Source organism: Sphingopyxis macrogoltabida (assembly GCF_001307295.1).
In the GTDB taxonomy this organism is placed as follows: domain Bacteria; phylum Pseudomonadota; class Alphaproteobacteria; order Sphingomonadales; family Sphingomonadaceae; genus Sphingopyxis; species Sphingopyxis macrogoltabida_B.
Genome location: NZ_CP012700.1, coordinates 3,111,701 through 3,136,409 on the forward strand (window position 1 = coordinate 3,111,701; position 24,709 = coordinate 3,136,409).

Annotated in this window: 18 protein-coding genes; 3 read left to right on the forward strand and 15 right to left on the reverse strand. The window is 63.5% G+C overall.

The window, feature by feature from the left end; translation table 11 throughout:
* Positions 1–67: 67 nt before the first annotated feature.
* Positions 68–1,183 carry a Fic family protein gene (locus AN936_RS14525; RefSeq protein WP_054588728.1) on the forward strand — a complete coding sequence of 372 codons (1,116 nt, stop codon included), beginning with the start codon at positions 68–70 and terminating at the stop codon, positions 1,181–1,183.
* Positions 1,184–2,011: 828 nt separating this feature from the next.
* Here AN936_RS14525 and AN936_RS25100 read toward each other — a convergent pair.
* The gene (locus AN936_RS25100; RefSeq protein WP_158500099.1) at positions 2,012–2,173 is read right to left on the reverse strand and encodes a hypothetical protein; all 162 of its coding nucleotides are present in this window, start codon (positions 2,171–2,173) and stop codon (positions 2,012–2,014) included.
* On the opposite strand from AN936_RS25100, the gene AN936_RS14530 reads away from it, so the two are divergent.
* Positions 2,172–2,747, forward strand: coding sequence for an SDR family NAD(P)-dependent oxidoreductase (locus AN936_RS14530; protein ID WP_054588729.1), 576 nt, complete (start codon positions 2,172–2,174; stop codon positions 2,745–2,747). The genes AN936_RS25100 and AN936_RS14530 overlap by 2 nt on opposite strands.
* Before the next feature lie 64 nt (positions 2,748–2,811).
* Here AN936_RS14530 and AN936_RS14535 read toward each other — a convergent pair whose 3' ends face one another.
* From AN936_RS14535 to AN936_RS14590, 12 genes are all read right to left on the reverse strand, one after another.
* On the reverse strand, positions 2,812–3,798 hold the full coding sequence (locus AN936_RS14535) for an MDR family oxidoreductase (protein WP_054590310.1): 987 nt from the start codon (positions 3,796–3,798) through the stop codon (positions 2,812–2,814).
* Between the two features lie 425 nt (positions 3,799–4,223).
* Positions 4,224–6,293 (reverse strand): beta-galactosidase, encoded by a 2,070-nt coding sequence (locus AN936_RS14540; RefSeq protein WP_158500100.1) that lies wholly within the window; start codon positions 6,291–6,293, stop codon positions 4,224–4,226.
* A 53-nt stretch (positions 6,294–6,346) separates the two neighbouring features.
* The gene (locus tag AN936_RS14545; protein ID WP_054588730.1) at positions 6,347–8,572 is read right to left on the reverse strand and encodes a glycoside hydrolase family 3 N-terminal domain-containing protein; all 2,226 of its coding nucleotides are present in this window, start codon (positions 8,570–8,572) and stop codon (positions 6,347–6,349) included.
* Positions 8,573–8,586: 14 nt separating this feature from the next.
* Positions 8,587–9,957 carry a hypothetical protein gene (locus tag AN936_RS14550; protein WP_054588731.1) on the reverse strand — a complete coding sequence of 457 codons (1,371 nt, stop codon included), beginning with the start codon at positions 9,955–9,957 and terminating at the stop codon, positions 8,587–8,589.
* Positions 9,950–11,488, reverse strand: a complete 1,539-nt coding sequence (gene treA, locus AN936_RS14555; RefSeq protein ID WP_054588732.1) for an alpha,alpha-trehalase TreA — start codon at positions 11,486–11,488, stop codon at positions 9,950–9,952. The genes AN936_RS14550 and treA overlap by 8 nt, the downstream gene beginning before the upstream one ends.
* Entirely contained in the window at positions 11,485–12,702 is a 1,218-nt protein-coding gene (locus tag AN936_RS14560; protein WP_234715578.1) for an MFS transporter, read from the reverse strand. The genes treA and AN936_RS14560 overlap by 4 nt, the downstream gene beginning before the upstream one ends.
* Positions 12,702–13,733 (reverse strand): alpha/beta hydrolase, encoded by a 1,032-nt coding sequence (locus AN936_RS14565; protein WP_054588734.1) that lies wholly within the window; start codon positions 13,731–13,733, stop codon positions 12,702–12,704. The genes AN936_RS14560 and AN936_RS14565 overlap by 1 nt, the downstream gene beginning before the upstream one ends.
* Positions 13,730–14,698, reverse strand: a complete 969-nt coding sequence (locus AN936_RS14570; protein ID WP_054588735.1) for an alpha/beta hydrolase — start codon at positions 14,696–14,698, stop codon at positions 13,730–13,732. Before AN936_RS14570 ends, AN936_RS14565 begins: the two co-directional genes overlap by 4 nt.
* On the reverse strand, positions 14,695–15,912 hold the full coding sequence (locus tag AN936_RS14575; RefSeq protein WP_201022964.1) for a glycoside hydrolase family 1 protein: 1,218 nt from the start codon (positions 15,910–15,912) through the stop codon (positions 14,695–14,697). The genes AN936_RS14570 and AN936_RS14575 overlap by 4 nt, the downstream gene beginning before the upstream one ends.
* Positions 15,909–17,237 carry a glycoside hydrolase family 1 protein gene (locus AN936_RS14580; RefSeq protein WP_234715579.1) on the reverse strand — a complete coding sequence of 443 codons (1,329 nt, stop codon included), beginning with the start codon at positions 17,235–17,237 and terminating at the stop codon, positions 15,909–15,911. Before AN936_RS14580 ends, AN936_RS14575 begins: the two co-directional genes overlap by 4 nt.
* A complete protein-coding gene (locus AN936_RS14585; protein WP_149037677.1) occupies positions 17,234–18,601 on the reverse strand; it encodes an alpha/beta fold hydrolase in 1,368 nt (455 codons plus the stop codon). Before AN936_RS14585 ends, AN936_RS14580 begins: the two co-directional genes overlap by 4 nt.
* 10 nt (positions 18,602–18,611) lie before the next feature.
* Positions 18,612–21,101, reverse strand: a complete 2,490-nt coding sequence (locus tag AN936_RS14590) for a TonB-dependent receptor (RefSeq protein WP_082665233.1) — start codon at positions 21,099–21,101, stop codon at positions 18,612–18,614.
* A 139-nt stretch (positions 21,102–21,240) separates the two neighbouring features.
* On the opposite strand from AN936_RS14590, the gene AN936_RS14595 reads away from it, so the two are divergent.
* On the forward strand, positions 21,241–22,278 hold the full coding sequence (locus tag AN936_RS14595; RefSeq protein ID WP_234715580.1) for a LacI family DNA-binding transcriptional regulator: 1,038 nt from the start codon (positions 21,241–21,243) through the stop codon (positions 22,276–22,278).
* Between the two features lie 460 nt (positions 22,279–22,738).
* Here AN936_RS14595 and AN936_RS24240 read toward each other — a convergent pair whose 3' ends face one another.
* Both AN936_RS24240 and AN936_RS14600 read right to left on the reverse strand, forming a co-directional pair.
* The gene (locus AN936_RS24240) at positions 22,739–22,927 is read right to left on the reverse strand and encodes a hypothetical protein (protein WP_082665232.1); all 189 of its coding nucleotides are present in this window, start codon (positions 22,925–22,927) and stop codon (positions 22,739–22,741) included.
* Positions 22,928–22,996: 69 nt separating this feature from the next.
* Positions 22,997–24,682 carry a sensor histidine kinase gene (locus AN936_RS14600; RefSeq protein ID WP_054588737.1) on the reverse strand — a complete coding sequence of 562 codons (1,686 nt, stop codon included), beginning with the start codon at positions 24,680–24,682 and terminating at the stop codon, positions 22,997–22,999.
* Between the last annotated feature and the right edge of the window lie 27 nt (positions 24,683–24,709).

Consider the following 24,709-nt stretch of genomic DNA (forward strand, 5'->3'; position numbering starts at 1 on the left):
ATAGAAGGTGCTTCTATCGATCATAAAATACCGCTATCGTGATCGATAGAAGGGCTCGGTATCGATCATGCAGTGGAATTGGCAACAAGCAGACTGGCCGTCATTCCGTTATTCCCCTTCCCTCCTCCAGGATGTGGAGGCCAGTTTCCTAAAGGGAGCCGGCGTTGTCATCGGCGCACTACATCACGTCGATCAGGAAGCGCGGCAGGGTTTAACGCTGGACCTCATCTCTCAGGAAACGATCGAGAGCTCAGCGATCGAGGGTGAGATTCTGGATCGCGCAAGCGTGCAGTCGTCCCTCGCCCGCCACTTGGGCCTGACTGCTGAAAAACGGCGCGTCGGCAATGCCGAGGCGGGCGCCGCCGAGCTCATGGCGGACCTGTTTCAACGCTACGCAATGCCCTTGAACGACGAGCTTCTGTTCAACTGGCACGCAATGCTGATGAACGGCAGGCGCGATATCGTCGACGTCGGGCGTTATCGAACGCATGAGGATGCGATGCAGATCGTTTCGGGCCCTCTCCATGCGCCGCGCGTCCACTTCGAAGCACCGCCCTCATCTGAGGTCGCGGGGGAGATGAAAGCCTTCATTGCCTGGTTCAACGATAGCGCACCGGACGGGAGGAAGCCGCTCGGCCCCGTCTTGCGCGCTGGCATTGCTCATCTCTGGTTCGAAAGCATCCACCCCTTTGAGGACGGCAATGGACGTATCGGGAGAGCGATCGCGGAAAAGGCTCTCGCGCAAGCCCTGAACGCGCCCACACTGACCGCTCTGGCCAAAACCATCCATCGGCATCGCAAAGACTATTACGCCGCTCTTCATAGAGGGAGCCGCGATCTCGGGATCGACGACTGGTTGAACTGGTTCGGAGCGATCGTGCTGGAAGCGCAGGAACGCACCCTGCTCGAGGTTCGCTTTTTGATCGGAAAGACACGCCTGTTCGACAGCATCCAAGGGCAAATCAACGAACGACAGGAGAAAGCTATCCTACGCATATTCGCGGAAGGCCCTGATGGCTTCACAGGTGGATTGAGTGCTCGCAACTATCAAACGATCACCGGCGCCGCTCCTGCGACGGCTACGCGCGATCTAACAAAGCTGGTCGAGCTCGGAGCGCTTTACCGAACGGGTGAGCATCGCCATGCTCGCTATCACCTCAAGTTCTTGGCTGAGGTCATCTGAAGAACGATTTACCGCACAGGCATTTGGCCATATGTGGCCAATAAATCTGCGACATACGGACAATCTATCCCTATCATTTCAGGCCCTGACCGTGTGAGAAATAACGGGGCCGACGACCTAAAAACCTTTGGCCTGTTTGCCGTTTACGTGTGGGAGGCCCCAACGAAAACGGAAAGAATAAAAAGACACAAGATCAATATTTTAGAAGAACCAATGACTCTTAATCAGCGGGTCCTAGGTTCGAGCCCTAAAAAAAGTGCGTCCACCATTTTTCCTTTGGAAATCGACGGCACCCTCATCGATCGAACCGTGAGCCCGGCTACGAAGTGGGCCAGCCATCCTATAGTGTCCGTCATTGGCCGTATAGCGGACCGGTAACTTTCGGAAGCAAGCTCGAAATAGCGGCTATAACTGCCGAGCCCTACCCGATGCCCGAATTGGCGGCATAGACCGTCCGCATTTAGGGCCATGGCTCATGCATCAGAGCCGGAAGTTCGAGGTTTGCAGCGAGCGCGAAGGGTGAGCAGAAAGCCGATCCACGAGCCGCAATAAAGGGACAAATCGACAGGATAGTCGAGCATGCCGGCGGAGCTGGCTGATGACGTGGGCACTGGACCGGAGCAAATGATCGCCGGCGCCGCTGACGGGTTCGGTGACTTCTTGAGTTTGCGACTGTCTGCGCGTGTGAAAGTTCCCACGCGCGCCATTGCAGTTCCATTCATGTCCCGATCTTCACCGCTACTCTGCGGCGCAGGGGGCCTGCCCAGCCCTTCTGCGGAGACGGCCCGAATCGGGCCCGTCCAATGCTGGCGGGAGGCTGCGGCATTTTTACCGGTTCTTGCGCCCCTCGATCAGTCCGTCAACGAGGCTGGGGTCGGCGAGGGTCGAGGTGTCGCCGAGCGATCCGAAATCATTTTCGGCGATCTTGCGCAGGATGCGGCGCATGATCTTGCCCGAGCGGGTCAGCGAAGCGGATTGGGCAAGCGCCATGTCCCTTGCACAGGACCGCTTCGGCGGCCTGGACATATTGGTCAACAACGCCGGCCTCTTCCTGATGAAATCGCTCGCGGATACCACCCTCGACGATTGGCGGCGCATCCATACCGTCAATGTCGAAGGGGTATTCCTCGGCTGTCGCTATGCGGCCCCTCTTCTCGCGGAACGGGCCAGCCTTTGGGCCGCCGGTGGTTCGATCATAAACCTGTCTTCGGTCGCCGGGCTGATCGGTTCGCCGAACACCAGCTGCTACAATGCGTCCAAGGGCGCCGTTCGCCTGTTCACCAAGGGGGTCGCCATTGAACTCGCCAGCCAAGGCATCCGCGTCAATTCGGTCCACCCCGGCGTCATTGACACGGTGATGGGCAGCGAACTGGTGGCGGGATTCTCCGATCGGCTCGGTGTCGTCGAGAGCGACGCCCGCGTCGCGGTAGGCGGACTGCACCCGCTCGGCCGCTTCGGACGCGATGCCGATGTCGCCGCCGCGGTTGCCTTTCTCGCTTCGGACGACGCCGCTTTCATGACCGGCTCGGAAATGGTCGTCGATGGCGGCATGACGGCCCAATAAGATTCGGCGGCCGGCTCCGCATTGCGGGACCGGCCGTCGACCATCATCATCAGCCAGTCGGTCTTCAGTCGCGATTGACGTCGACAACAGTTCGGCCGCGAATTTCCCCGGCCAGGATACGCGGCGCGCGCTCGATCACATCGGACAGCCCGATCTCCTCGACCATCGCCTCCAGCTTCGCTACGTCGAGATCGGTCGCGAGGCGCGCCCACGCCTCTTCGCGCGCCGCCATCGGCTGCATGACGCTGTCGACGCCCGACAAGGTGATGTCGCGCAGAATGAATGGAAACATCGTCGCGGGAAAGTCGATCCCATGCGCAAGCCCCGTGGCAGCGACCACGCCGCCATAACGAATGCCTGCGATGACATTGACCAGCGTATGACTGCCCGCCGTATCGATGGCGCCCGCCCAGCGCTGCCGCTGCATGGGTTCGCCGGGTGCCGCCAGTTCGGCCCGGTCGAGGATTTCCGCGGCGCCGAGCGATTTCAGATAATCCGCCTCGCTCATCCGGCCCGTTGCGGCGACGACCCGATAGCCGAGCTTGCTGAGCAGCGCGACCGCCACGCCGCCGACGCCGCCGCTCGCCCCGGTGACCAGAATATCGCCATCGTCGGGAAGAACCCCCAGCCTTTCCAGGCGGAGCACGCAAAGCATTGCCGTATATCCCGCTGTGCCGATGGCGGCGGCTTGGAACGGCGAAACATTGTCGGGCAGACGAACCAGCCAGTCGCCTTCCACCCGTACCCGCTGAGCAAGCCCGCCAAGATGGCGCTCGCCAAGACCGAACCCGTTGGCGACAACCCGGTCACCCTGCTGCCATCGCGGGTCCTCGCTATCAGCGACAACTCCCGCAAAATCGATGCCGGGGATCATCGGGAATTTGGTCACGAGCGACCGCTCGCCGGTGATCAACAGTCCGTCCTTATAGTTCATCGTCGAATATTCCACATCGACGACGACGTTGCCAACGGACAAAAGCCCGTCGTCGATCTCACGCAACGCGGCGACATGCTTATCATTTTCGCGCTCGATCAATATCGCTTTGGTCACGAACATTCCTTCTCGTAAGGGTGACGCCGGTCACCCCGGCCGTGGAATTCAAGGTTCGAACCCGATCGCACGCTCGTTCATCGCCATCTGAGCAACGAATGGAATGCCCTCCCCGGCCACACACTTATCCCTTTTCGCCATGGCAGCGATATTCGCGCCGGCGCCAGGCTACCAGTTTTGCCGCAGCCAAACGTCGGACGCGTCGGGGTGAGACCGGAAGAGTAAGAGAAGATCCCAACCGGCAGCTTTTGGGCCGCGTTCGGAAGGCCTGTTACGAGCAAGTTCCAGGCGCCTTGTCGCCGCAGATCCGTCCGACGCCCGCTTTCCGAGATCCGCTTAGGCCATCATCTGAACCGCGAACGCAGCGGCCGGCGACATACAATGAGGGGATGGGCCCCACAGCGTGACACCGACACCATTACGACCTATCTTGTGCCATGCTTAACATGGGCCAGTGCGACACCATGGGGCCGCAGCATATCACCCTGCACATCATCGGAATGTAGCCAACCAGCTCCAGCGGGCAGAGATATTCGCTTTGCCGTTTCACCGTGGTTGACGGCGATGATGAAGCGTTCGGCACCGCGCGCGCGCGTCATGAACTCGACACCGTCGACCGGCGTCATCAAGGGACGCGGCACGGCGGCCTCCGTGATCATCCAACGGGTAAAGCGGCCCTGCCCCTGCTGATCGAGAATGGCGCCAAGGTAGGCGATGCTGCCTCGTCCAACCTTTCGTCGCAGGAGGGCGGGCTGCCCCGAAAGCCAACCCTGATCGCTGCCGAAACGCCCCAGCACCTTAGTGTCGTCGGCGACGGGTTCGAGCACCTCGCCCCATATATGCGCAGTGGTGTCGCCAAATATCGCCGACATTGCAACTGGGCCGTCCAGCGGATAATAATAACCGACACGTCCGCCAAGCGAGGTCCCCAGCGGTCCGGGCTGGCGCATCGGCCACAGTGCGTTGTCGCCGTCCTTCATTCCCGATCGGGGACCGAGGACCAGATGGCCTCCCCGCTCGACATAAGCCTTCAGCCGTTCCGCGGTGTCGCCCGACAAGATATTGAGATTCGGCGCCACGACCAGGCGATAGCCTGCAAGATCCGCGTCGGGCGGAAGTACGTCCACTCGATAGCCATCGTCGGCGAACGGGCGATACCAGTCCGTGATCGTTGCGACGGGATCATAGTCGCGACTGTGCCGCTCCGCCTCGATCGCCCAACGGCTTTCCTGCGAGTAGAGCAGAGCGACCTCGGCTTTCTCGGGCTGCGTATCTTTCAACCACCGTGACATCGCCGCCATTTCGCGTGCCGTCCGCGCAATTTCATCGAAGACCGGCATCGGCTGCCCGTCGGGACCGACAAGCGTACCATGATATTGCTCCTGCCCGTTCAATGCGCTGCGCCACTGCCAGTAGAGGATCGCATCGGCGCCACGGCCGACCGCCTGCCACGCCAGTTCGCGCGTCTGGCCGGGGTCGAGCGATCGATTGAGCGCCCCCCAGTCAACGCGGCCGGGCTGGGTTTCCATGATCCAGAAATTGCGCTGCCTGTACCCACGAACGACGTCATGATGCAGGGCATTCGCGGTCCAGTCAGGACGGCCGTTCGGAACATAATCATCCCATGCGGCGAGATCGAGGCCGCGATGAACAAGATACTGGTCGAAATTATTGTTCCATGCGGTCGAGTTGGTGGTAACGAACTGCCGCCTGTCCGCGTGGGTGCGGATCGCGGCCGCCTGCTCGTCGACATATTCCGCCCAGAGGAAACTGGCGAACCGTTTGAAGTCGAGCAGCAGTGCCGGGTTCTGCGGTCCTTTCGACTTCAGCGGCACTTGATCGAAGCGCTGGTATCGCTGGCTCCAGTAATCGGTCGTCCAGCGCCGATTGAGTTCCTCGACCGTACCATAGCGCGCAGTGAGCCACCTCGCCCACCGTGCCTTCGCCTCGCGATCGAACGAAGGTACGCCAATCTCATTGTCGATCTGCCAACCCACCACGTCAGGGTTGCGCCCGTAACGCCGCGCCATCTCTCCCGCTATGCGCACCGTATAACGGCGATAGGTCGCGCTGGCGAAAGAGAACTGGCGGCGTTCGCCGTGCCCCTCGACGCTACCGTCCTCGTTGACCCGAAGCACGTCGGGATGCGCCTCGGTCAGCCAGACCGGCGGCGCGGCGGTCGGTGTGCCGAGCACGACGCGAATGCCATGGCGCCCGGCAAGCGCCACCGCGCGATCGATCCAGCCGAAATCGAATTCGCCATCGCGCGGTTCGAGCCGCGCCCAGGCGAACTCGCCGAGCCGCACGACCGAAACGCCCGCCCGCCGCATCAATGCGAGGTCCGCTTCCCATTGGCTTTCCGGCCATTGTTCGGGGTACCAGGAAACGCCGATCGAGAGCGGCGCGGCTTCGAAGGGTGCCAGCGTGGGGGCCGTCGTGGACAGTGTCTTCGCATGAAGAGGCTGCGTGGCCGGAAAGGTCAGAAGCACAATCATAACCAGCGCAAGAAATCCGCCCGCGCGCGGCGGAAATGGCTTCGACAATAGCCTCATATTGCCCGATTCCCTTCGCCTTCGATCGTAAAATGTGCTTCGAGTTCGGTTGCCGAACTGCCACCGACGTAAAGCGTGAAACTTCCCGGTTCGACTACCGGCCGGAGATCGTGGTCGAGCAACGCGAAATCGCGCGCGCCGAGCGTGAAACGGACCGGCTTTGTTTCGCCGGGCGCGAGCGCGACGCGAGCGAAACGCTTGAGCGCCTTCAATGGTCGCGTCGTGCTGGCGACATCGTCGCGCAGATAGAGCTGGACGACCTCCTCGACCGCATGCGCGCCCGCATTATGAACGGAAAAGCCTACCTGCAGCACGCCATCCGAAGCCAACCGCTCGCTCGACAACTCCAACCCCGCATAGCGCACCGGCGAATAGCCGAGACCATGTCCGAACGGATAAAGCGGAGTCCACGGCGCATCCACATATTTGGCGCTGTTCCGTTCGCTTTCGCTAGCCGGTCGCCCCGTGCTGCGTCGGTCATAATGGATGGGGATCTGACCCACGGCCCGCGGGAAGCTCATCGGTAGACGACCCGAGGGACTGACGTCGCCGAACAGGATGTCGGCGAGCGCGTGCCCCGCTTCGACGCCCGGATACCAGGCCCATAATATCGCGGGTGCGCGGTGTGCGAGGGTGTTGATGGTGAGCGGTCGGCCGGCGAAGATCACGACCGCGACAGGCTTTTCCAGCGCAAGGATCGTGTCGGCCATCGCCTGTTGGTCGGGCGCGAGGTCGAGCGCGACCCGGCTGCGCGCTTCGCCGCTCTCGTCCCAATGCTCGCCGATGCACAGGACGACGGCGTCGGCGCCGCGCGCGGCGTCCAGCGCCGCATCGCCGCCCGCAGCGCCGAAGATTTTCACCCTCGGGCCGAGCGCCGCCTTCACGCCTTCGAGCGGCGTGATCGCATCGCCGGCGACGCCCGTGGGGGCCCAGCTTCCGAGCATCGAGCGACGATCGTCGGCGAGCGGTCCGATGACCGCCACCGACCGCAGCGCTTTCGATAGAGGCAGGATATTGCCCTCGTTCTGCAACAGCACCATGCTCTTGCGCGCCAGATCGCGCGCGGCAGCACGATGCGCGGGGCGAAGCGTCTGGCGTTTGGCCCGCGCCGGGTTGCAGTTGCGATAGGGGTCGTCGAACAATCCCAGCACCGCCTTGGCCGACAGGATGCGGCGCACCGCCGCGTCGATACGTGCGACATCGACCTTCCCGCGCCGCGCCGCGCCCGGCAACGTATTGACATAGATGCCGCTCACCATGTCGACATCGATGCCCGCCTCCAGCGCGAGGATTCCGGCCGCCTCGTCGTTCGCTGCGACGCCGTGCGCCACGAGTTCGCGGACGCCCGTGTAATCGCTGACGATCAGGCCGTCGAAATGCCAGTCGCCGCGCAGTACGCCCGTCAGGAGATCGCGATTGGCGTGCATCGGTACGCCGTTGACCTCGTTGAACGCGACCATGACACTCGCGGCGCCGGCCGCGATCGCATCCCGGAAGGGAGGATAATAATATTCGGCGAGCCTTCGGTCGGATACATCGGCGACATCATAGTCGCGCCCGCCTTCGGCATCGCCATATGCGACGAAATGCTTGGCCGTCGCCAGCATCGCATCGGGGTCCGACAGACTCCGTCCCTGGAATCCCCGCACACGCGCCTCGGCAAAGCGGCAAGCGAGCTCGACATCCTCGCCCGCGCCTTCGACGACGCGGCCCCATCGCGGATCGCGCGCCATGTCGACCATGGGAGCATAGGTCCAGTGGAGGCCGTTGGCGGTCGCCTCGATCGCCGCGATCCGCGCCGCCGCTTCGGCCGCCGCCAGGTCGAAGCTCGCCGCTTCGCCGATCGGCACTGGAAAGATGGTGCGGAATCCGTGGATCACATCGTCGGCAAAGAGCAGCGGAATGCCGAGACGGGTTTCTTCGACCGCGATCCGCTGGAGGCGCCGGGTCGTTTCGGCGCCATAGACGCTCAGAAACGAGCCGACCCGGCCGGCACGGACATCGGCTTCGCTTCCAGCTGGCACGAAGGGGCCCGTGTCGTTCCGCTCGCCGCGCGCCTGAGCGAGCTGGCCAAGCTTTTCGTCGAGGGTCATGCGGGCCAGCAGCGCGTCCACGTCGGCCGCTGCGATGCGCGGTGCGGCGCGCGCACCGGCGCTCGACAGGATGGCTCCCGCGATCGCGCTCGCCTGCAGGAAATCGCGGCGGCTGACGCAGCCCTGCATATTACGCCCCCGAGCTATTTTACGGCATCTACGGCAGGACGCGTGCCGGTCTCGACCCAGCCTCGCAGCGCTTCCCAAGCCGCGGCCGACTGCTCGGGACTGAAGCCGCAATGTGTGTAGCCTTCGACTCCGCCGACCGGCAGCGGCGCCTTCGTGCCCGGCACCGTATATTGGACGAGCCGCTTTTCATTGCCCGCGGCCTTGACGATACGGCCCAGTGCTTCCGATTGTGCATAAGGGACGAGCGAGTCGATGCGATTGTGGATCGTCACCAACGGGACGCGAAAGCGCCCTGTTGCCTGATGCCAGTGGCGCGCATTGGCGACCGCGCGCGGGTCCGCGACAATGCGCTGGACCTTTGCGTTGAAGGCCGAGGCTTCCTCCGGCGTCATTTCGGGGCTCGCATAGACCTTGCCCATATTGCCATAGATATTGCCGCCGAGCGTCTGGTTGAGGTCATCCATGCCGAGCGTCGCGGTGACCAGCGGAAAGGCGATCGACGCCGGTTCAGGCTCGAACCCGCCGATCGAGGCCACCTGCTTCATGATGCGCGCCTCGCGCCCCGCCGGATTGGCCTGCGCTGCCTGCGCGAGCGCCAGCACGGGCATCGCGATCTGGCCGATCCGGCCCCAGCGAAACGCCTCGCTGGTTGCCGCCTCACCCGCAGGCGGGTCCATCGGCAAGGCCGAACGGGTCAGGTCCTGCTCACCGGGCAGCGCATAGGGCGTGCCTTCGGTGAGCAGATTATAGGCGGCGCGCATGTCGATGAGCTGGCCGAACAGGCTTTCCCATCCGTCGGTGACCCCGCAGGACGACAGTGCACCGGCAAAGGCTTTCGGATATTGTTCGATCAGCGACAGGGTGATGTTGCCGCCCATCGACGTGCCCGCGACCAGAAATCGTTTCGCGCCGAGTTTCGCGAGAAAGTCCCGCAGGCGCAGCGTGTTTTCGGTGGCGGTCTGAACCCCCATTCCGGGCTTGTCATAGGCGCTGTGGCCGGCAGCATATCCGTCGCGATAGGCTTCGAGCAGCACGCCGCTCGCGCCCGTTCCCTTGGCGAGCGGGTCGACCGCGACCGCGACGGGCGTTCCCGGAGTGGAATAGCCGTGGACATAGAGAAGCGCCTCGCGATTCCACTTCGCGGGAATAGCCACCGAGAACTGGTCGCCCGCCAGCTTGCCCGCAAGGATGAAGCCGCCATCGGGTGCAGCAAAGGTAGCGATATCCGTTGCGCCAAGCTTGCGAGCGTCCGCCGCCAGGACCGATTGCGCGGTGGTGAGAGCCGCGGGCTGAAGCTCCTCGGCGGATAGCGCGGCCGGAGTGGCCAGCACGAGAAGCACCGGAATCAGCCGGGCAAAATATCCGCCTCTACTCTTGCTATCCATTCACGCCTCCTGTCGTTATCGCCTCTATATCGGATGCGCCACCTCGGCGCGTTGCAAGCAGTTCGATCGTCACGCCGTTGGTCCATCCAAAACCCGTCTCGGTCGCATATTCGCCGCCCGATCCTGCAGCGCAGGCGACGACGTCATATTTTTCGAGAAGCTGGCCGCTCGCCTCATAATGGGCTCGGACCATCGCGAGCCAGCGCTCTGCGATCTCGTCGGCGAGCGTCATTTCGTCATAGCGGCGCAGACCGATAATCGCGATCCATTGCAGCGGGGCCCAGCCATTGGGAGCATCCCATTGCTGTCCGTTTTCACTTAACGTCGTCATCAATCCGCCCGGGCGGAGCAATCGTTCGAGCGCGACGGCCGTGCTGCGTCCCTGCGCGGCGGATGCAATACCGGCAAAGAGCGGAAAGGCGGCGGCAGCGGTCAATCGATCCGACACGCGGCCGCTGTCGAGATCGAAGTCCGCATAATGACCGCCTAGTGGATTCCATAAATGCGCCGCGACCGCCCGTCCGCGACGCTCGGCGCGCGCAGCAAAATCATACGACAGGTCATTCTCGCCAAGACCGGATGCGGCTTTCGAAATAGCCTGCTCAAGACCGAAAAGCAGGGCGTTGAGATCGACTGGAACTAGCCGGGTGGTGCGAATGCTCGTGAGCGCGCGCGGGTCGGCAAACCAGCGCGAACTGAAGTCCCATCCACTCTCCGCCGCGGCGCGAATGTCGCGCCAAAGCTCACCCCGATTGCGCGCAGGAGCTTCGTCCGCAAGCGCAACATCCTCGCGCCAGCTTTCGTCGCGTGGCCTGTCGCTGTCATCCCAATATCGATTGAGCAGCGCCCCGTCGTCCAGCCTCACGACACGTCGCCCTTCGCCTCCCGGCGCGAGATCCTCGGCGCCCGCCATCCAGAAGCGATGTTCCTTGCGCATCCAGTCCAATCGACGACGGCGGCCTTCGACGCTATCATCGCGCGATAGTGCAGCCATGAGGTGAAAAAAGGGCGGGTGCGACCGGGTCGTGTAATAGCTGCGCGTACCGTTCGGAATATGGCCGATCCGGTCGAGCAGGCTGCCGAAATCGCCGATCATATTCTCGATAAGATCGTAACGGCCCGATCGTGCCAAGCCGAGCATCGTGAAATAGCTGTCCCAGTAATACAGCTCGCGAAAACGGCCGCCGGGAACGACGTAGCTGTGAGGCAGCCATAGTTCCGAAGATCCGGGCGCGGGATTGGCGGACTCGCGGGTCAGGAGCGGCCAAAGCGCCGAGATATGCGCTGCAAGCTCAAGACCATCGGGTGAAGGCGTCGGCAAATCTTGCGGAATATCGAAGTTGGCGAACACGAAGTGCCGGAGGCCTTCGCTCGTTCCCGGTCGCTGTCTTTGCCAGTCGGCAAGGATCGCCGCGGGCGCGCGCAGCGGACGCGCATCGGCGAATGTCTTGGAATCTGGAAAAAGCCCCGTCTCCTGCACCGCAGCGAACAGCGGACCGAACAATTGGGCGGGTGTGTCTGTAACCATCATGCCGTAACCCCCGCGATCCGGCGACGCACAAGCGATAGCGCAAGCGCCACGAGCGCTATGGGTACCAGCAGAAAATAGAAGGCCGCCGCACCCGGGAGCGACTGGAACAGCAATCCGACGACGAACGAGCCAATCGTGCCGCCGAGGGCCGAGAAGATGACAATCAGCCCGATCATTGCGGCGTGCCTGTGTTGCGGCAGCGCACTGAGCGCGACCGAACAGACCGTCGGATAGATAGGCGCGAGAAACAGGCCGATCAGCGGGAAAAGATAGGCGGCGAATGGTGCATTCGCCCATCCCGTATCGGCGCGCGGTCGCACGCCTTCAGCCAATGGCAGCGCAGCGACGACCAGCAGCGCGAGCGCGGCGAGGCAGGCGAGAAGCACCGGCAGCCATGCGACGCGGCGCAGTACGAGCCCCGAAAGCAAGCGCCCGAGCGCGAGCGCTGCGACGAAGATGCTCGACATCTGGACGCTGGTCGTCGCGGGCAGATGAAGGATTTCGCGGTTGAAGGTTGGAAGCCAGGTTCCCACACCCTGTTCGATCAGGACATAAAGAAACAGCGTAGCGAGCACGGCGACGGTGGCGGGCAAGACCGCGAGGGCAAGCATGTCTTTCCATCCCGCTGCAACAGAGGCACTCCGCTTCGCGACCGGCACAGGAGCTTCATCGAGCCGGATGCCGAGCCAGGCGCACGACGTCACGACGCACAGCGCGGCAAGCAGCCAATAGACGCGCAGCCAATCGCCCGCGTCGATGAACCAGCCGAAAATCCACGCGCCAGCGAGGACGCCACCCATGAACACCCCTTCGACGAGTCCGGTGATGCTTGCATGGTCGGCGGGATTGCGCGCTATCAGCCCGATGGTTGAATAGGTTGCAATCTTGGTAATTCCGAACGACAGGCCAGTGAGCACGAATAGCGCCTGCATCGCAATGAAATTCGTCGCGAACGACGCCAGCAGGCAGGCGGTCGCCATCAGCACGAGCACAGCGACCAGCGACCAGCGATAACCGAATGCCGGCACCGCAGCGACAAGAAGGAGAGAGGCGGCGACGACTGACAGGTCCTTGCACGCCTCGAGCGTCGACCCCATCAGCTTGGTCGCGCCGAAATGGGCGATCGACTGGAGAATGACGATGCCGACGCTGTTCATCATCAAGCCGAGCAGCGCATAGGTCAGAGCGAGGGTTATGATTGTGCGTGTTCGCATCAGCGCGCGCGCCGTCCCAGATGCCGATCGAAGAAGGAGGCGATGAGCCCGTAGGCCTCGGTGGACTCAGGCATATCCGGCCAGACGAAGAAGGCGTGCGGTAGCCCGTCGAACAGATGGAGCTCGCTTTCCACGCCCGCCGCCGCAAGACGACGATGCGCGAGCGTCAGCGCGCTCGCGGCGAAATCGCGACCGCCCGCGAGCAGCAGCGTCGGCGGCATCGCCTTCACCTCCGCGTCGGACACCAGCGGATAGGCGGTGGCATCGCCGGGCGCCGCGTCCTGCATATAGGGGAGCGGCAGGACGTCGGGGAGCGCCGGCGCCGCGAGCACCGCGCCGCCGGTGATCGGACCCGCCAGGTAAGGACTGTCGCCCGAATAGGGCGCGCCGGTCCCGCAGAAGGTGCCTATGGCCCCCGGGCGCGACAGTTTTTCACGGCGAATCCACGCCGTCGCCTGCGCCGTGATGACCCCGCCCGCCGAACAGCCGTAGATGCCGATGTTGGCGGCCGGATATTGCCCCAGCAACGCCTTGTAGACGGCGGTCACGTCTTCGGAAGCGGCGGGGTAACGATGTTCGGGCGACAGACGATAATCAACCGTCACCACCCTGATCCCCATCGTCGCGGCGATCGGGATCGCCTCGACCAGCGCCCCGCTGCCCGATCCCCACATGAACGCTCCGCCGTGAACATTGATGAGAACGCGGCCTTTTTGGCTCCCCGCCACGCCGCTCGCCGGCTCGACGACATCGACTGTGACGCCGTTCATTGTCGTACGCCATTCGCGGGTACGGAAATGGCGACGCATCTCGGCGAGCCTGTCATCATTGTAGCGACCATAGAAGGCGCGCTGCCGAGCGACGTCGCCGACGATCTCGGCGGGCGCCGTAGCCTGCTTCATGCGTTCGAGGACCTGCCGCGCCTCCTCGCTGAGCTGGTTCGACGCCGGGAGATTGAACGCCGGAACCGAAGTCTGCGACGCAGCGGGTGAAGCCGCCAGAAGCGCGGCGAGGATCAGTATCTTTCTCATTTTTCCGCTCCCAGACTTGCGATGAAAAACCGCGCCATCACGGCGAAGGCCGCATCGGTTTCGGGCGCGTCGATATAAGCCCAGAAGGCGTGCGGTAGTCCGTCGAACACGATGAGCTTCGCGGGCGAGCCCGCCCCGTCGAGCGCGCGGCAGAAGTCGGCGGTGCCGCTGAGGAGGAAATCGCGCGTGCTCGCGAGGCAGAGCGTCGCCGGCCAGCCGGCGAGGTCCCCGCGTTGCGGCGAGACGAGCGGATCATGCGTCGTCCGCTCTCCTGCATAGAGGCGCGCGAGCGCATCGACGCCGGACGCGTCGGCGAATAGCCCCGCGCTGTCGCCGACCGCCGACAGATCGGCAGCGCCCGAGAAAAAGCCGAGCGCGGCGGGCTGCGGCAGCTTGTCGGCGCGCAATCGCGCGACGAGTTCGGCCGACAGGATCGCGCCCGCCGATGTGCCGTAAACGCCTATCGCTTTCGGATCATGCTCCTTCAATAACGCGCGATAAACGGCGACCGCATCCTCGACCCCGGCGGGAAAGCCGTTTTCGGGCGCGAGACGATAGCGCACCGCGACCACGCGATAGCCGGTGAGCGCCGCCACCGCTGCATTCTCGCTGATGGACCCCGCATCGACGAGGAATCCGCCGCCGTGCAAGTTGAGGAGAACCGGATCCTTGGCAGCGCCCTTCGCCGGCGTGAAAAAACGCACGGGGACACCCGCGATCACGTCGTCCTTCATGGTCACGCCGTAGCGCGCGAGCCGCGGCGCGCCGATCTCCTGCTGGATCGCATCGGCGCGGGCGCGGCGCCCCTCGATCGTCGCGGGTTCTGGCGGTCGTGCGTCGTTCGCCTCCAGCCCCGCGCGCGCCTCGGCGGACAGGAAGGATGGCCACGGCGCCTTGACGAGTTGCGCCGACGCGGCGGGCGCCAGCGCCAGACCCAGAAGAAGCGTCAGCCAGGGTCGTATCATGATCTTGCCCTCACCAGATCGGCATAGAGACGCGCGCTCGGTTTCGGCGTGCGGCGAAAATTTCCGCGATCGACGGCGACCAGCCCGAAATGCTGGGCGTACCCGCGCCGCCATTCGAAATTGTCAAGCAGCGACCAGTGGATATAGCCGAGCACGGGCACGCCTTCCTTTCGCGCCGCATCGAGCGCGTCGATGGCAGCGGGCAGATAGCGGCAGCGCTGCGCGTCATCGGCGGCGGCGATCCCGTTTTCGGTCACGAACACGGGCCGCCCGGTCCGGGCGTGCGCATGACGGACGCTGGCACCGAGGGCCTGCGGATAAAATTCGTCTCCGCTCTGGGTAAGCTCTGCACCGGCGGGCGGCGACAGGACCGCATCGCGTCCGAAGCGCAGCCGCCCATAGGTCTGGACGCCGATGAAATCATCCTCGCGCGCCGCAGCGAGGAAAGGGTCCTCGGCATGGCGGCGATAGGCAGCAATCGCGTTATCGTCACCCTGCGCGTCGGGCAGCGCGAGGCTCAATCCGACAAGCGCGGCGGGATCGTTCGCTTTCCATGCCGCGCGGGCGTTACGGTGTCCGGCAAGCAGCCGTTCGAGGTCGGCGTCGTCGCCGCGCGAGTAGACCCAGACGTCGAACCGTTCCGACCCGGTCGTGCGCGCCGCCGCCGCGAGCATAGCGTCCAGTCCTTCGCGCACCGGATCGGCAAGCGGCGTCGGCGCCCAGCGCCCCATCAACGGCAGATTGGGTTCGTTGAACGTCACCACGTGCCGAGCCAGTCCCGCGAGCCGGCGCCCGACCATGTCGGCGAAATGTGCGAACCGTGAAGGCGCCTCCGCGTCGCTCCAGCCCCCCGCCGCCGCGAACCAGCGCGGCGACGTGAAATGGCTGAGCGTCACGACGGGGGCAAGTCCGGCATCGCAGCAAGCCGCGGCGACGCGCGCATAATGGTCGAGCCAGGCGCGGCTGAACTGACCACGCGCGGGCTCGATCCGCGACCATTCGACCGAAAAGCGATAGGCGTTGAGCCCCAGCGCCTTCACGATCGCAATGTCCTCCTGCCAGCGGTTCAAGCTGTCGCACGCATCCCCCGACGGCACGGCGAAGCGGGTTTCGCGCACTTGCTCGAGCAGCCAAATGTCAGCGGCGACATTGCTGCCCTCGACCTGATGCCCTGCCGTCGCGGTGCCCCACAGAAAAGACGCAGCGGCTCTCAACGGGCGCCGGTTCCGCCAGCGCGCGCGATCGCGCCGAGCCGCTTCGCACTGGGCTTGACCGTGCGTTTGAAGGTCTGACGATCGACGGCCACGAGACCGAATTTCGGGCCGTATCCCGAGAACCACTCGAAATTGTCGAGTAGCGACCAGTGAATATAGCCAAGCACCGGCACCCCATCCTTGCGCGCCGCCTCGACCGAGGCGATCGCTTCCGGGATGAAGCGCTCGCGCTCCGCGTCGTCGGCGGCGTCGATGCCGTTTTCGGTCACCATTACCGGCAAGCCGGTCGCCTCATGCGCGTAGCGCACGACATTGCCGACCGCTGCAGGATACCATTCGCCGCCGCCCGGCCGGCGCGGTACGTCGGCGGGGATTTCGACGTCGCGTTCGGCCCCGACATAGGCACGGCCATAAGTCTGCACGCCGACGAAGTCATCCTTGTCCATCACCGCGAAGAAGGGACCGTAGACGTCTGCGCGCTTGCGCTCGATCGCACTGTTTTCCACGACCGCGACATTGTCGGGAATGGCAAGGCTCAATCCGATCGGAAGGTCGCCGCGCGCCGCGCGGATCGCTTCGCGGCCCTTGACATGCGCGGCAGTGACGCCCGGGATCATCGGCGCCGGATCGCCCGTGTTGAGTAACGAGAAACGGTCGGAACCGCTCGCCTTCGCCGCCGCCGCGACGCAGGCGGCGATGCGATCCATGAAGGCAGGCGGCGGCGGGCTCGCCGACCAGCGCCCGCCCAGCGCCAGATTGGGTTCGTTGAAGGTCAATGCGTGGCTCATCCCCGCCGCCATCGCACGCGCGACCTTGTCGCAATAGCGAGCGAACAAATCGGGTGCATCGCTATTCTCCCACCCTCCCGCCGCCGCGAACCAGCGTGGCGTGGTGAAATGGTTGAAGGTGACGACCGGCGCGAGGCCCTGTTCGCGGCAACGATCGACGATGCGCGCGTAATGATCGAGATAGGCCTGGCTGAACTGTCCCGGTGCGGGCTCGATCCGCGACCATTCGACGGAGAAGCGATATGCGTTGAGCCCCAGCGCCTTCACGATCGCGACGTCCTCGCGCCAACGGTGCAGGCTGTCGCACGCGTCGCCCGACGGTTCGGCAAACACCGTCGGATCGACTTGTTCGAGCAGCCAGATGTCGGCATTGACATTGTTGCCCTCAACCTGATGTCCGGCAGTCGCAGCTCCCCACAGGAATGGCTTCGCGGGTTTCGACGCCGCGCTCACTCGGCCGCTCGCCACCGTCGCGATAGCAGCAGCGCCCAGGCCAAGCATGTGCCGACGATCGAGTGCGAGCCGGTCTTCGGTCACTTTACCGCCTCCGGTCCCGGACGGCGGCCGGTGCGTACCCATGCGCGCATCGCATCGAAGGCATCGGCGTTCTGCTTGGGTGAAAAGCCACAGTGGGTATAGCCGTCGAAGCCCCCGGGCAGCGGCATCTTCGTAGGCGGCACGGCATATTGCGCTATTCGTGCGCCATTACCTGCCGCAGCGACGATCCGCCCCAATCCTTCCGACTGGGAAAAGGGTACCAGCGAGTCGATCGTCTGGTGCACGGTGACCAGCGGAACGCGAAATTTTCCGGTTGGTTCGTGCCATTGCCGCGCATAGGCAATGGCGTGCGGAGCGGCGTTGTAACGCTGCATGCGCCGATTGAAATCGGCTGTCTCCTCCGCGCTCATTTCCGGGGGCGCATAGGTCTTTGAGCCGTTGCCGATCGGCAAACCGCCCATCGTCGCGACGATATCGTCCATACCGAGAACCGCCGCATAAACGGGCGCGCCGATCGCCGCCGGGTCGGGCGCGAAGCCGCCCACTGCCGCGACCTGCCGAATGATCCGCGCCTCGCGCCCGTCAGGCCTCGCCTTGGCCGCCTGGAACAGCGCGAAGATCGGCATCAGGATGCGCATCTTCTGCTGCGCGCGAAAGGCATCCCCGGAGTTCGGGTCGCCCGCAGGCGGCTCAGTCGGCAATCCCGAACGCGTCAGATCATGCGCACCGGGAAGCGCATAGGGCGTTCCTTCGGTCAGAAGATCATAAGCGCCGCGCGTGTCGGCGAGTTGCTGGACGAGCGGCCGCCAGCCCTCGGTCACGCCGCACATCGATACCGCGCCCGCGAACGCCTTCGGATAGAGCTCTATCAGCGCCAGAACGATGCTGCCGCCCATCGATCCGCCGACGGCATAATGCCGCTTCGCACCGAGCCGCGTTGTCAGCGCGTGTAACCGCATCGCGTTCTTGGCGCCGCTTTCGGTCGCAATTCCCGATTTGTCGAACGCCGCGACGCCGACCGCGAGGCCCTCGCCATAAATATGCCGCAGGACGCCGCCGCTTTCGGACGGCGCGGTCGGATCTTCGGGCACCTTCGGGGTCGAATCGGGTGTCGCATACCCCTGCCCGATCAGCACGACCTCGCGGTTCCAGTTCGCCGGAATGGCGAGCACGAAGATACGCCCGTCGAGCTTGCCGTTCACAATCATCCCGCCGTCCGGAGCCGGACGCGTCGTGATGTCGGTCGCCCCCGCGCGGCGCGCCTTGGCGACAAGCGCCGCCTGCGCGGCGTCGGGAACGAAGACGCCCGGCGCAGAGGCGGAGGCGACTGCCTGCCCAGCCTGCGCCGGCCCCGAAAGGCCGATCGCCAGCGCTAGGAAGAAGGGGAAAGCAGATCGCGTCATCGCCGTGCGCTCAGAAACGATAGCGAAGCTGCACGCCATATTGCGCCGGCTCTCCGTAGATCGAGTTGATGAAACCCGAATTATTATAGCCCGGGTTCGCGGTGACGCGATATTCCTTGTCGAAGATGTTGGTGCCATAGATCGCGGCGTCGATGGGCGCACCGAACATGTTGTTCCACTCGAAGCGCAGGTTGACGAGGCCATAGCCCGCGATCGTGTCGAAAGGCTGTGCCTCCGGGGTCACCCGCTGGCTCGACTGGTAGGTCCAGTTGGCGTTGAACGCCATTTCGCCCACGCCCTCGACCGACGGCAGGTCGATCCGTCCGTTGAGACTGAACTTGTGCTTCGGCACGAAGGAGAAGGGGGTACCCGACAGGTCGCGGCTCGGCTGCGCCGCGGTCAACGCCTGTGGGATCGCCGGGATCGCGATCGAGTCATATTCGAGATATTTTGCCGAATTGTAGGAATAGACCGCGCTGAATGTCAGACCGCGCACCGGCACGAGCTGTCCTTCGAACTCGAGCCCCATGACCCGCGCCTTCTTGGCGTTGGTCAATATGTCGGAGCCCGCGATCGATGCGCGCTGGATCACCTGGATGTCGTTGTACCAGGTATAGAAGGCGGATATGTTCGTGCGCGCCCGCGCGTCGCCGCCGAGGTTCCAATCCTTCTTCACGCCGAGTTCGAGATCGGTCACCTGCTCGGGGCGGACCGCGAACAGCGGATGCTCCTCGCCGAGGAACAGCGATACGATCGGGTTGCTGGCACCCGACTTGTAGCCGCGCCGCGACACGGCATAAAGCAATGTATCGGGGTTTGCCTGCCAGTCGAGACCGAGCTGCCAGGTCGGCCCGTCGCTCTTGCCCTTGAACGTCGGTGTTGTGCAGTTCGGATAATAGAGCGTCGGGAAGCCGCCCGCCGCCACCGCCTTGAACGCGTCGTATACGCAAAGATTGGCATTCAGGCCGACCACCTGCGCCGCTTGCGCCGGAGTGATCACCCCGAGCGTGGCAAGCTGGTTGAATATCTGATAGCTTTGCGGATCCTGATAGGCTTGGATGTCGCCGCCGAAACGATCCCAAGTCCAGCGAAAGCCGGCCGTGGCGGTAAGATCGGGGGTCAGCTTATATTGCATCTGCGCATAGACCGCCTTGCTCCGCCCGTCGACATGCGCGGTGGGTTGCAGGCTGAGCGCCGGCGCGAGCGGCGTCGGCAAGCCGAGCGCGGCCTGCAGCGCGGGCGGCAGGATCAGCGGTCCGCCGCCGAGCAGGCCGAGTTGCTGCATCGGGTTGACGGTCTGGAAGGTCAGCGGCGACGGTGTCTTCTGGTCGAGGAAAAAGCCGCCGGCCTGGATGCGCAAGGTGCCATCGTCGTAACGCAGTTGGAGCTCTTCGGTAATCGTGCGGAGATTGTTGTTATAGCTGCCGGGGTAGGCGCCGAGCAGATCGGCGATCGGCAACGGCGTCGAATCGCGATCGGTCGCGCTCGTCGAGCGGGTGCGGGCATAGCTGAAGATATTCTTCAGTGTGAGCGTGTCCGAAAGATCGAACTCCGTATTGTTGAGCGCAAGAAAAGCCTTCGCGACTTCGCGGGTCGGGACGCTGAGCGCCGTCTCGCGCACACCTCGCGCCTGCTGCGCCAGCAGGTAGGGCTGCAGCAGGGCCGCGTAGGGACGTGCCGGATTGACCGCGAGCAGGATGCTGCCGCCGCCATGCTCCTTCACATCGACATAGCTGACCGCAGTATAGCTGCGGATCGTGTCGGTCGGGTTGAACTGCAGCCCGAAGCGCAGGCTGTAGTTGTTGCGGTTGAGATAGTCGAAACCCGTGACGGCATCGCGGACATAGCCATCGCGCTTGTCGAACTGCCCGGCGACGCGAATCGCCAGCACGTCATCGACCAGCGGAATGTTGAGCGCGCCCTGCCCGCTGCGGCGATTATAATTGCCAAGCGTCAAATCAGCATAGCCTTCGACCACGCCCATCTTCGGGCGCGCTGGTTCGAGCAGCACCGCGCCGCCCGTCGTGTTGCGGCCGAACAACGTCCCCTGCGGTCCCTTCAGCACCTGCAGCGAAGCAAGATCGTAGAAGCTGCCCGGTCCGCTGACGCTCGTCGGCACTTCGGCGAAATAGCCGACGACACCCGGGCCGCTCCCGGTCCCCGGTCCCCCATTGCCCCCCATGCCGCGGATCGAATAGGTTTCCTGGTTGCGAGCGACATCACCGAGCACCGACAGTGACGGCGTATAGTTCTGAAGGTCGGTGCCGGTGTTGACCCCCTTCTCGCGCAAGCCGTCCTGACTGAACGCGGTGATCGCGATCGGCACCTGCTGCGCGCGCTCCTCGAAGCGGCGAGCGGTAACAATGATCTCTTCAAGCCCGCCGCCCGCCGAGTCAGCTTGCGGCGCATCCTGCGCTGCGGCCGACGACGGATTGGCAGCGAGTGCCAACGGTGCCACGCCCCAGCAAAGCGACGTCAAAAATTTGCGCGAGATTGCCATCGATCATCCTCCCCATGACGGACCATATCGCCCGTTCGCGCAATTTGATAGGTTTTTATGAAATGCATTTCAATACAAAGTTTCATAATGGCGACTATTGGCGATTGCGCAGGGCCTGCAGCTGCCATATGAACGCAGAATGGCGCAAAAAAGCAGCGATACGACCACGATGCCGCGCACAACCCGGCCGACGATGGACGACGTCGCGCGCATTGCAAAAGTTTCAAAGCCGACGGTGTCACGGGTGTTGAGCGGAAGCCCGCTGGTCAGCGCGGATACACGCGAGCGTGTGCTGGCGGTCGCACGCGAGCAAGGATATGCGCTCAACCGTCATGCCCAGAAATTGCGGCGCGAACGCGCCAATGCGATCGCGGTCGTGCTCGACTTCGGATCGCATCGGCAAGGCGCGATCGGCGACCCTTTCATTTTCGAGTTGCTCGCCGGGATTTCCGAGGCCCTGTCGGTCCGCGATCTCGACCTGCTGCTATCGCCGTCGGGGCTGGACACGATCGACGGCTTTGTCGATCTTTACCAGTCGCGCGGTGCCGACGGCTTCATCGTGCTCGGCCAAGGCGCGCGCGACGCGCTGCTGCAAAAGGTCGCCCGCAAGGATATTCCCATGGTGGTCTGGGGAGCGGTCAATGAAGCGAGCGCCTACTGCGCGGTCGGAAGCGATAACAGCCTTGGAGGACGCCTGGCCGGTGAACGCTTCCTTTTGCATGATCGCCGCCGCTGGCTGTTCGTCGGAAGCCGCCAGCACGAGGAAATCCGCCTGCGCTTTGAAGGGCTGCAGGAAGCAGCCCGCGAAAATTCGGATGTCGAGATCGATGTTCTGTCGATCGAGTCCATGGCTTTTTCCGCGATTCACGACCAGGCCAACGCCTATCTGAAAACCTGTACCGTCCGCCCCGACGCAGTCTTCGCCTTTTCCGATACCGCAGCGATGGCGGTTATCGGCGCTTTCAGCAAAGAGGGGCATTTGACCCCGCGCGACTATTCGCTCGTCGGCTACAACGACATTCCGCCCGCGGCGCATTTTACTCCGTCGATCACGACCATCGCCCAGCAGACCGGAGTCGCAGGCGCGTTACTGGTGGAGAAACTGATGCAAGCGCTGGACGGTAGCAGGCCCCGATCCGCAATGCTACCAACTCAACTTGTCACTCGGCAGACCTAGCTGGCCGGTCGTCATGGCAGCTTTAAAGCGATGGTCCAAATCGGATAAACGACCGGCATCAGGCGCGTAGCTGCCATCCTCGCGGGGGTAAACGAACGACAGCTTATGGGCAGGCCCGCTGATTTCTCGAATGACCGCGATTAGGCGTATTCTGTTGAAAAACTCGGACGACGCACCTCATCCATGCCTCTTCCGTAATAAACATATAATAAGAACCCAATTGGCGATCCAAAGTTATGTAGCAATTAGAAATGTGCTAATATTTTTACTTGTGTCGAGGCGCCCAAAGCCGTGTGGATAGTTTTTCAACAGAATAAGGCGCATTCCCGACCAAATTCCATCGAAGCTCGACGTCTCGACGCTTGGCTTAGGAATCTGACGGACCGACATGCCTCTTGTGACGTCGTTGACCCGACATAAATGGCACCTACACCAAATGTGTGCCCAGGGAATGTCGGCTTCAGGCTACCCAGACCAGCAGATGTTCACCTAGCGGCGGCAATGTCGGAGAGACACGAAATGGCTGAATCGGCTTGCCGGTGCACACGATGAATTGACCACGACCGGTCGCGCCGCGGAGCTGAATCGCAACGGCATAGGCGTGGTCGAACGAGGCGAGCCGCGTCCGAAGGGGTGACAGGGCGGTCATGGATCACTCCGGCTGTGGGGGTAAGGGTAGAAGCGGACGCAAGGTCGCCAGCCTGTCATGGTCCGAATGCTATGCAGCGGTGGGCTCGGTTTCAGGATCAGCGACTGCCAGATCGATTAGAACCTTGGCGACATCGGCCTTGAGGGTGAGTGTTCGACCCTCGGGGATCAGCCATTGGACATCGTCGCGGAAGGCCGATCGGATCTGTTCCAGAAGCGCCTCGTCCTTTCCGAGGAGGAGCTTGTTCGCCAGGTTACGCGCATCGCGGATGAAATCGTCATGCTGCCTGCCCCAGCTGTCGCTATCGCAATCCTCGTCATAAGTGAAGACCGCATCCTCGATCAGCTGCGCGAGCGCCTGCGGCGTGACGATTGCGCCCTCCCGGACAAAAACATGTGCTTCGCCGATATGGCTGCTCGCGTTCGCGCAGACGAGCATATCGACGGGAAGGCGAAGCGTGGCGGCGGGTTCATCGAGCCCGGCGCAGCGAACTATCGGAACATTAAGGGTGATCGCAGTCACCCAGCCCGATTCAACATGATCGAGCATCTGGTCGTCGTCGGCATAGTGGAACAGTTCGCCCTCCCGTTCGACCGCAAAGGACAGGCGGGGGACGCGCGGAAGCACATCATACCATCGATAGCCGGCAAATTTGTCTTCAGCGAAGACAGGTCGGAAGCCGAGCTTCTCCTCGGTCAACACCTTCGCCGCGCATTGTTCGATATCGGCCTCGTGCCTGGGGATCAGGATCATTGGGACAGCTTCGACGCGCTCGTCCTCGACGTAGGCATTGCCGTCCGCGGTTCGCGGGCGCCATGCACAGAGCCACGGGCTGGCTTCGGGAAGGCCAACGCCGAGCTCGGTAGCGCGCTTCCAGTCCTTGAACGACAGGCGATGTTGGCCTTTGAGCGCGATGGTCCGGAAAATGGCCGCCTGCACTTCAACCCGCAGATCGGCGAGTGCGGCATTCTCGACCATCTCCTTGCGCGCGGGCAAAACGAGCTGGAGCGAGGGCGCGTCGACGATGTCGATCCGGACCGTCCATTTCCGCCGTGCGTCGATTTCCCCGATGGCGGGCATGCGGCAGGGAACCTTGATGCCATGAAAATTGATGCGCGGATCGCTCGCGATGTCATAGGAATCGCTGAAGATTCCGATCCGGCAGCCATGCCACTCTTCGATCCGGCAGGCGCCCTTGAGGAAATCCTCGCGCGGCAAGACTGCGCCCTGAAATTCGACGGGCAACGGGAAATGCTTCGCCGCTGCTTCGACCCGCGATTGGAGATTGGGCAACCATTCGGCGGGCATGGCAATGACGAGCTGTGTGCCTTTGCGGACCTCGTAGGCTTCGACCGTTAGGGGATTTTCGCCCTGCCAACCGTCCTTGGGAAACGTGACCGTCCATCCGGCATTGGCGGCTCTCGAGAAGGATCGCACAGTAACGCGCTTGCCGGCGAGGCTGAACACACCCATTCCGGCAGGGTCTTCCCGCCGTGCGATCTGGTCGCTCCAGTCAGAGCGGCCCAGCGTCACGAAGGCGGCGGGATCATCGATGCCGGTGCCGTCGTCTGCAATAAAGAGGGCTGGATTGCCTTCATGCTCGCCGAGATCGACGGCGATTCGCTGCGCACCGGCACGGCGGGCATTCTGGAACAGCTCGTTGAGAACGTCGGTGATCGTCCCGTTGAAGAGGCGCGACACCTTAGTGATAAGCTGCTCGCCGACGGAAGGGCGGATTTGAGCGGGAAGCGTCATGGGAATACTCCGGTTGCGCGGCAGCCT

Excerpts from the sequence above, each read along its gene's own strand:
- AN936_RS14565 (WP_054588734.1), bottom strand. The coding sequence starts at position 13,733 with ATGAGAAAGATACTGATCCTCGCCGCGCTTCTGGCGGCTTCACCCGCT.
- AN936_RS14540 (WP_158500100.1), bottom strand. The coding sequence starts at position 6,293 with ATGATTGTGCTTCTGACCTTTCCGGCCACGCAGCCTCTTCATGCGAAG.
- AN936_RS14530 (WP_054588729.1), top strand. The coding sequence starts at position 2,172 with ATGTCCCTTGCACAGGACCGCTTCGGCGGCCTGGACATATTGGTCAAC.
- AN936_RS14595 (WP_234715580.1), top strand. The coding sequence starts at position 21,241 with ATGGCGCAAAAAAGCAGCGATACGACCACGATGCCGCGCACAACCCGG.
- AN936_RS14570 (WP_054588735.1), bottom strand. The coding sequence starts at position 14,698 with ATGATACGACCCTGGCTGACGCTTCTTCTGGGTCTGGCGCTGGCGCCC.
- AN936_RS14585 (WP_149037677.1), bottom strand. The coding sequence starts at position 18,601 with ATGACGCGATCTGCTTTCCCCTTCTTCCTAGCGCTGGCGATCGGCCTT.
- AN936_RS25100 (WP_158500099.1), bottom strand. The coding sequence starts at position 2,173 with ATGGCGCTTGCCCAATCCGCTTCGCTGACCCGCTCGGGCAAGATCATG.
- AN936_RS14525 (WP_054588728.1), top strand. The coding sequence starts at position 68 with ATGCAGTGGAATTGGCAACAAGCAGACTGGCCGTCATTCCGTTATTCC.
- AN936_RS14590 (WP_082665233.1), bottom strand. The coding sequence starts at position 21,101 with ATGGCAATCTCGCGCAAATTTTTGACGTCGCTTTGCTGGGGCGTGGCA.
- treA (WP_054588732.1), bottom strand. The coding sequence starts at position 11,488 with ATGATGGTTACAGACACACCCGCCCAATTGTTCGGTCCGCTGTTCGCT.
- AN936_RS24240 (WP_082665232.1), bottom strand. The coding sequence starts at position 22,927 with ATGACCGCCCTGTCACCCCTTCGGACGCGGCTCGCCTCGTTCGACCAC.
- AN936_RS14550 (WP_054588731.1), bottom strand. The coding sequence starts at position 9,957 with ATGGATAGCAAGAGTAGAGGCGGATATTTTGCCCGGCTGATTCCGGTG.
- AN936_RS14560 (WP_234715578.1), bottom strand. The coding sequence starts at position 12,702 with ATGCGAACACGCACAATCATAACCCTCGCTCTGACCTATGCGCTGCTC.
- AN936_RS14545 (WP_054588730.1), bottom strand. The coding sequence starts at position 8,572 with ATGCAGGGCTGCGTCAGCCGCCGCGATTTCCTGCAGGCGAGCGCGATC.
- AN936_RS14600 (WP_054588737.1), bottom strand. The coding sequence starts at position 24,682 with ATGACGCTTCCCGCTCAAATCCGCCCTTCCGTCGGCGAGCAGCTTATC.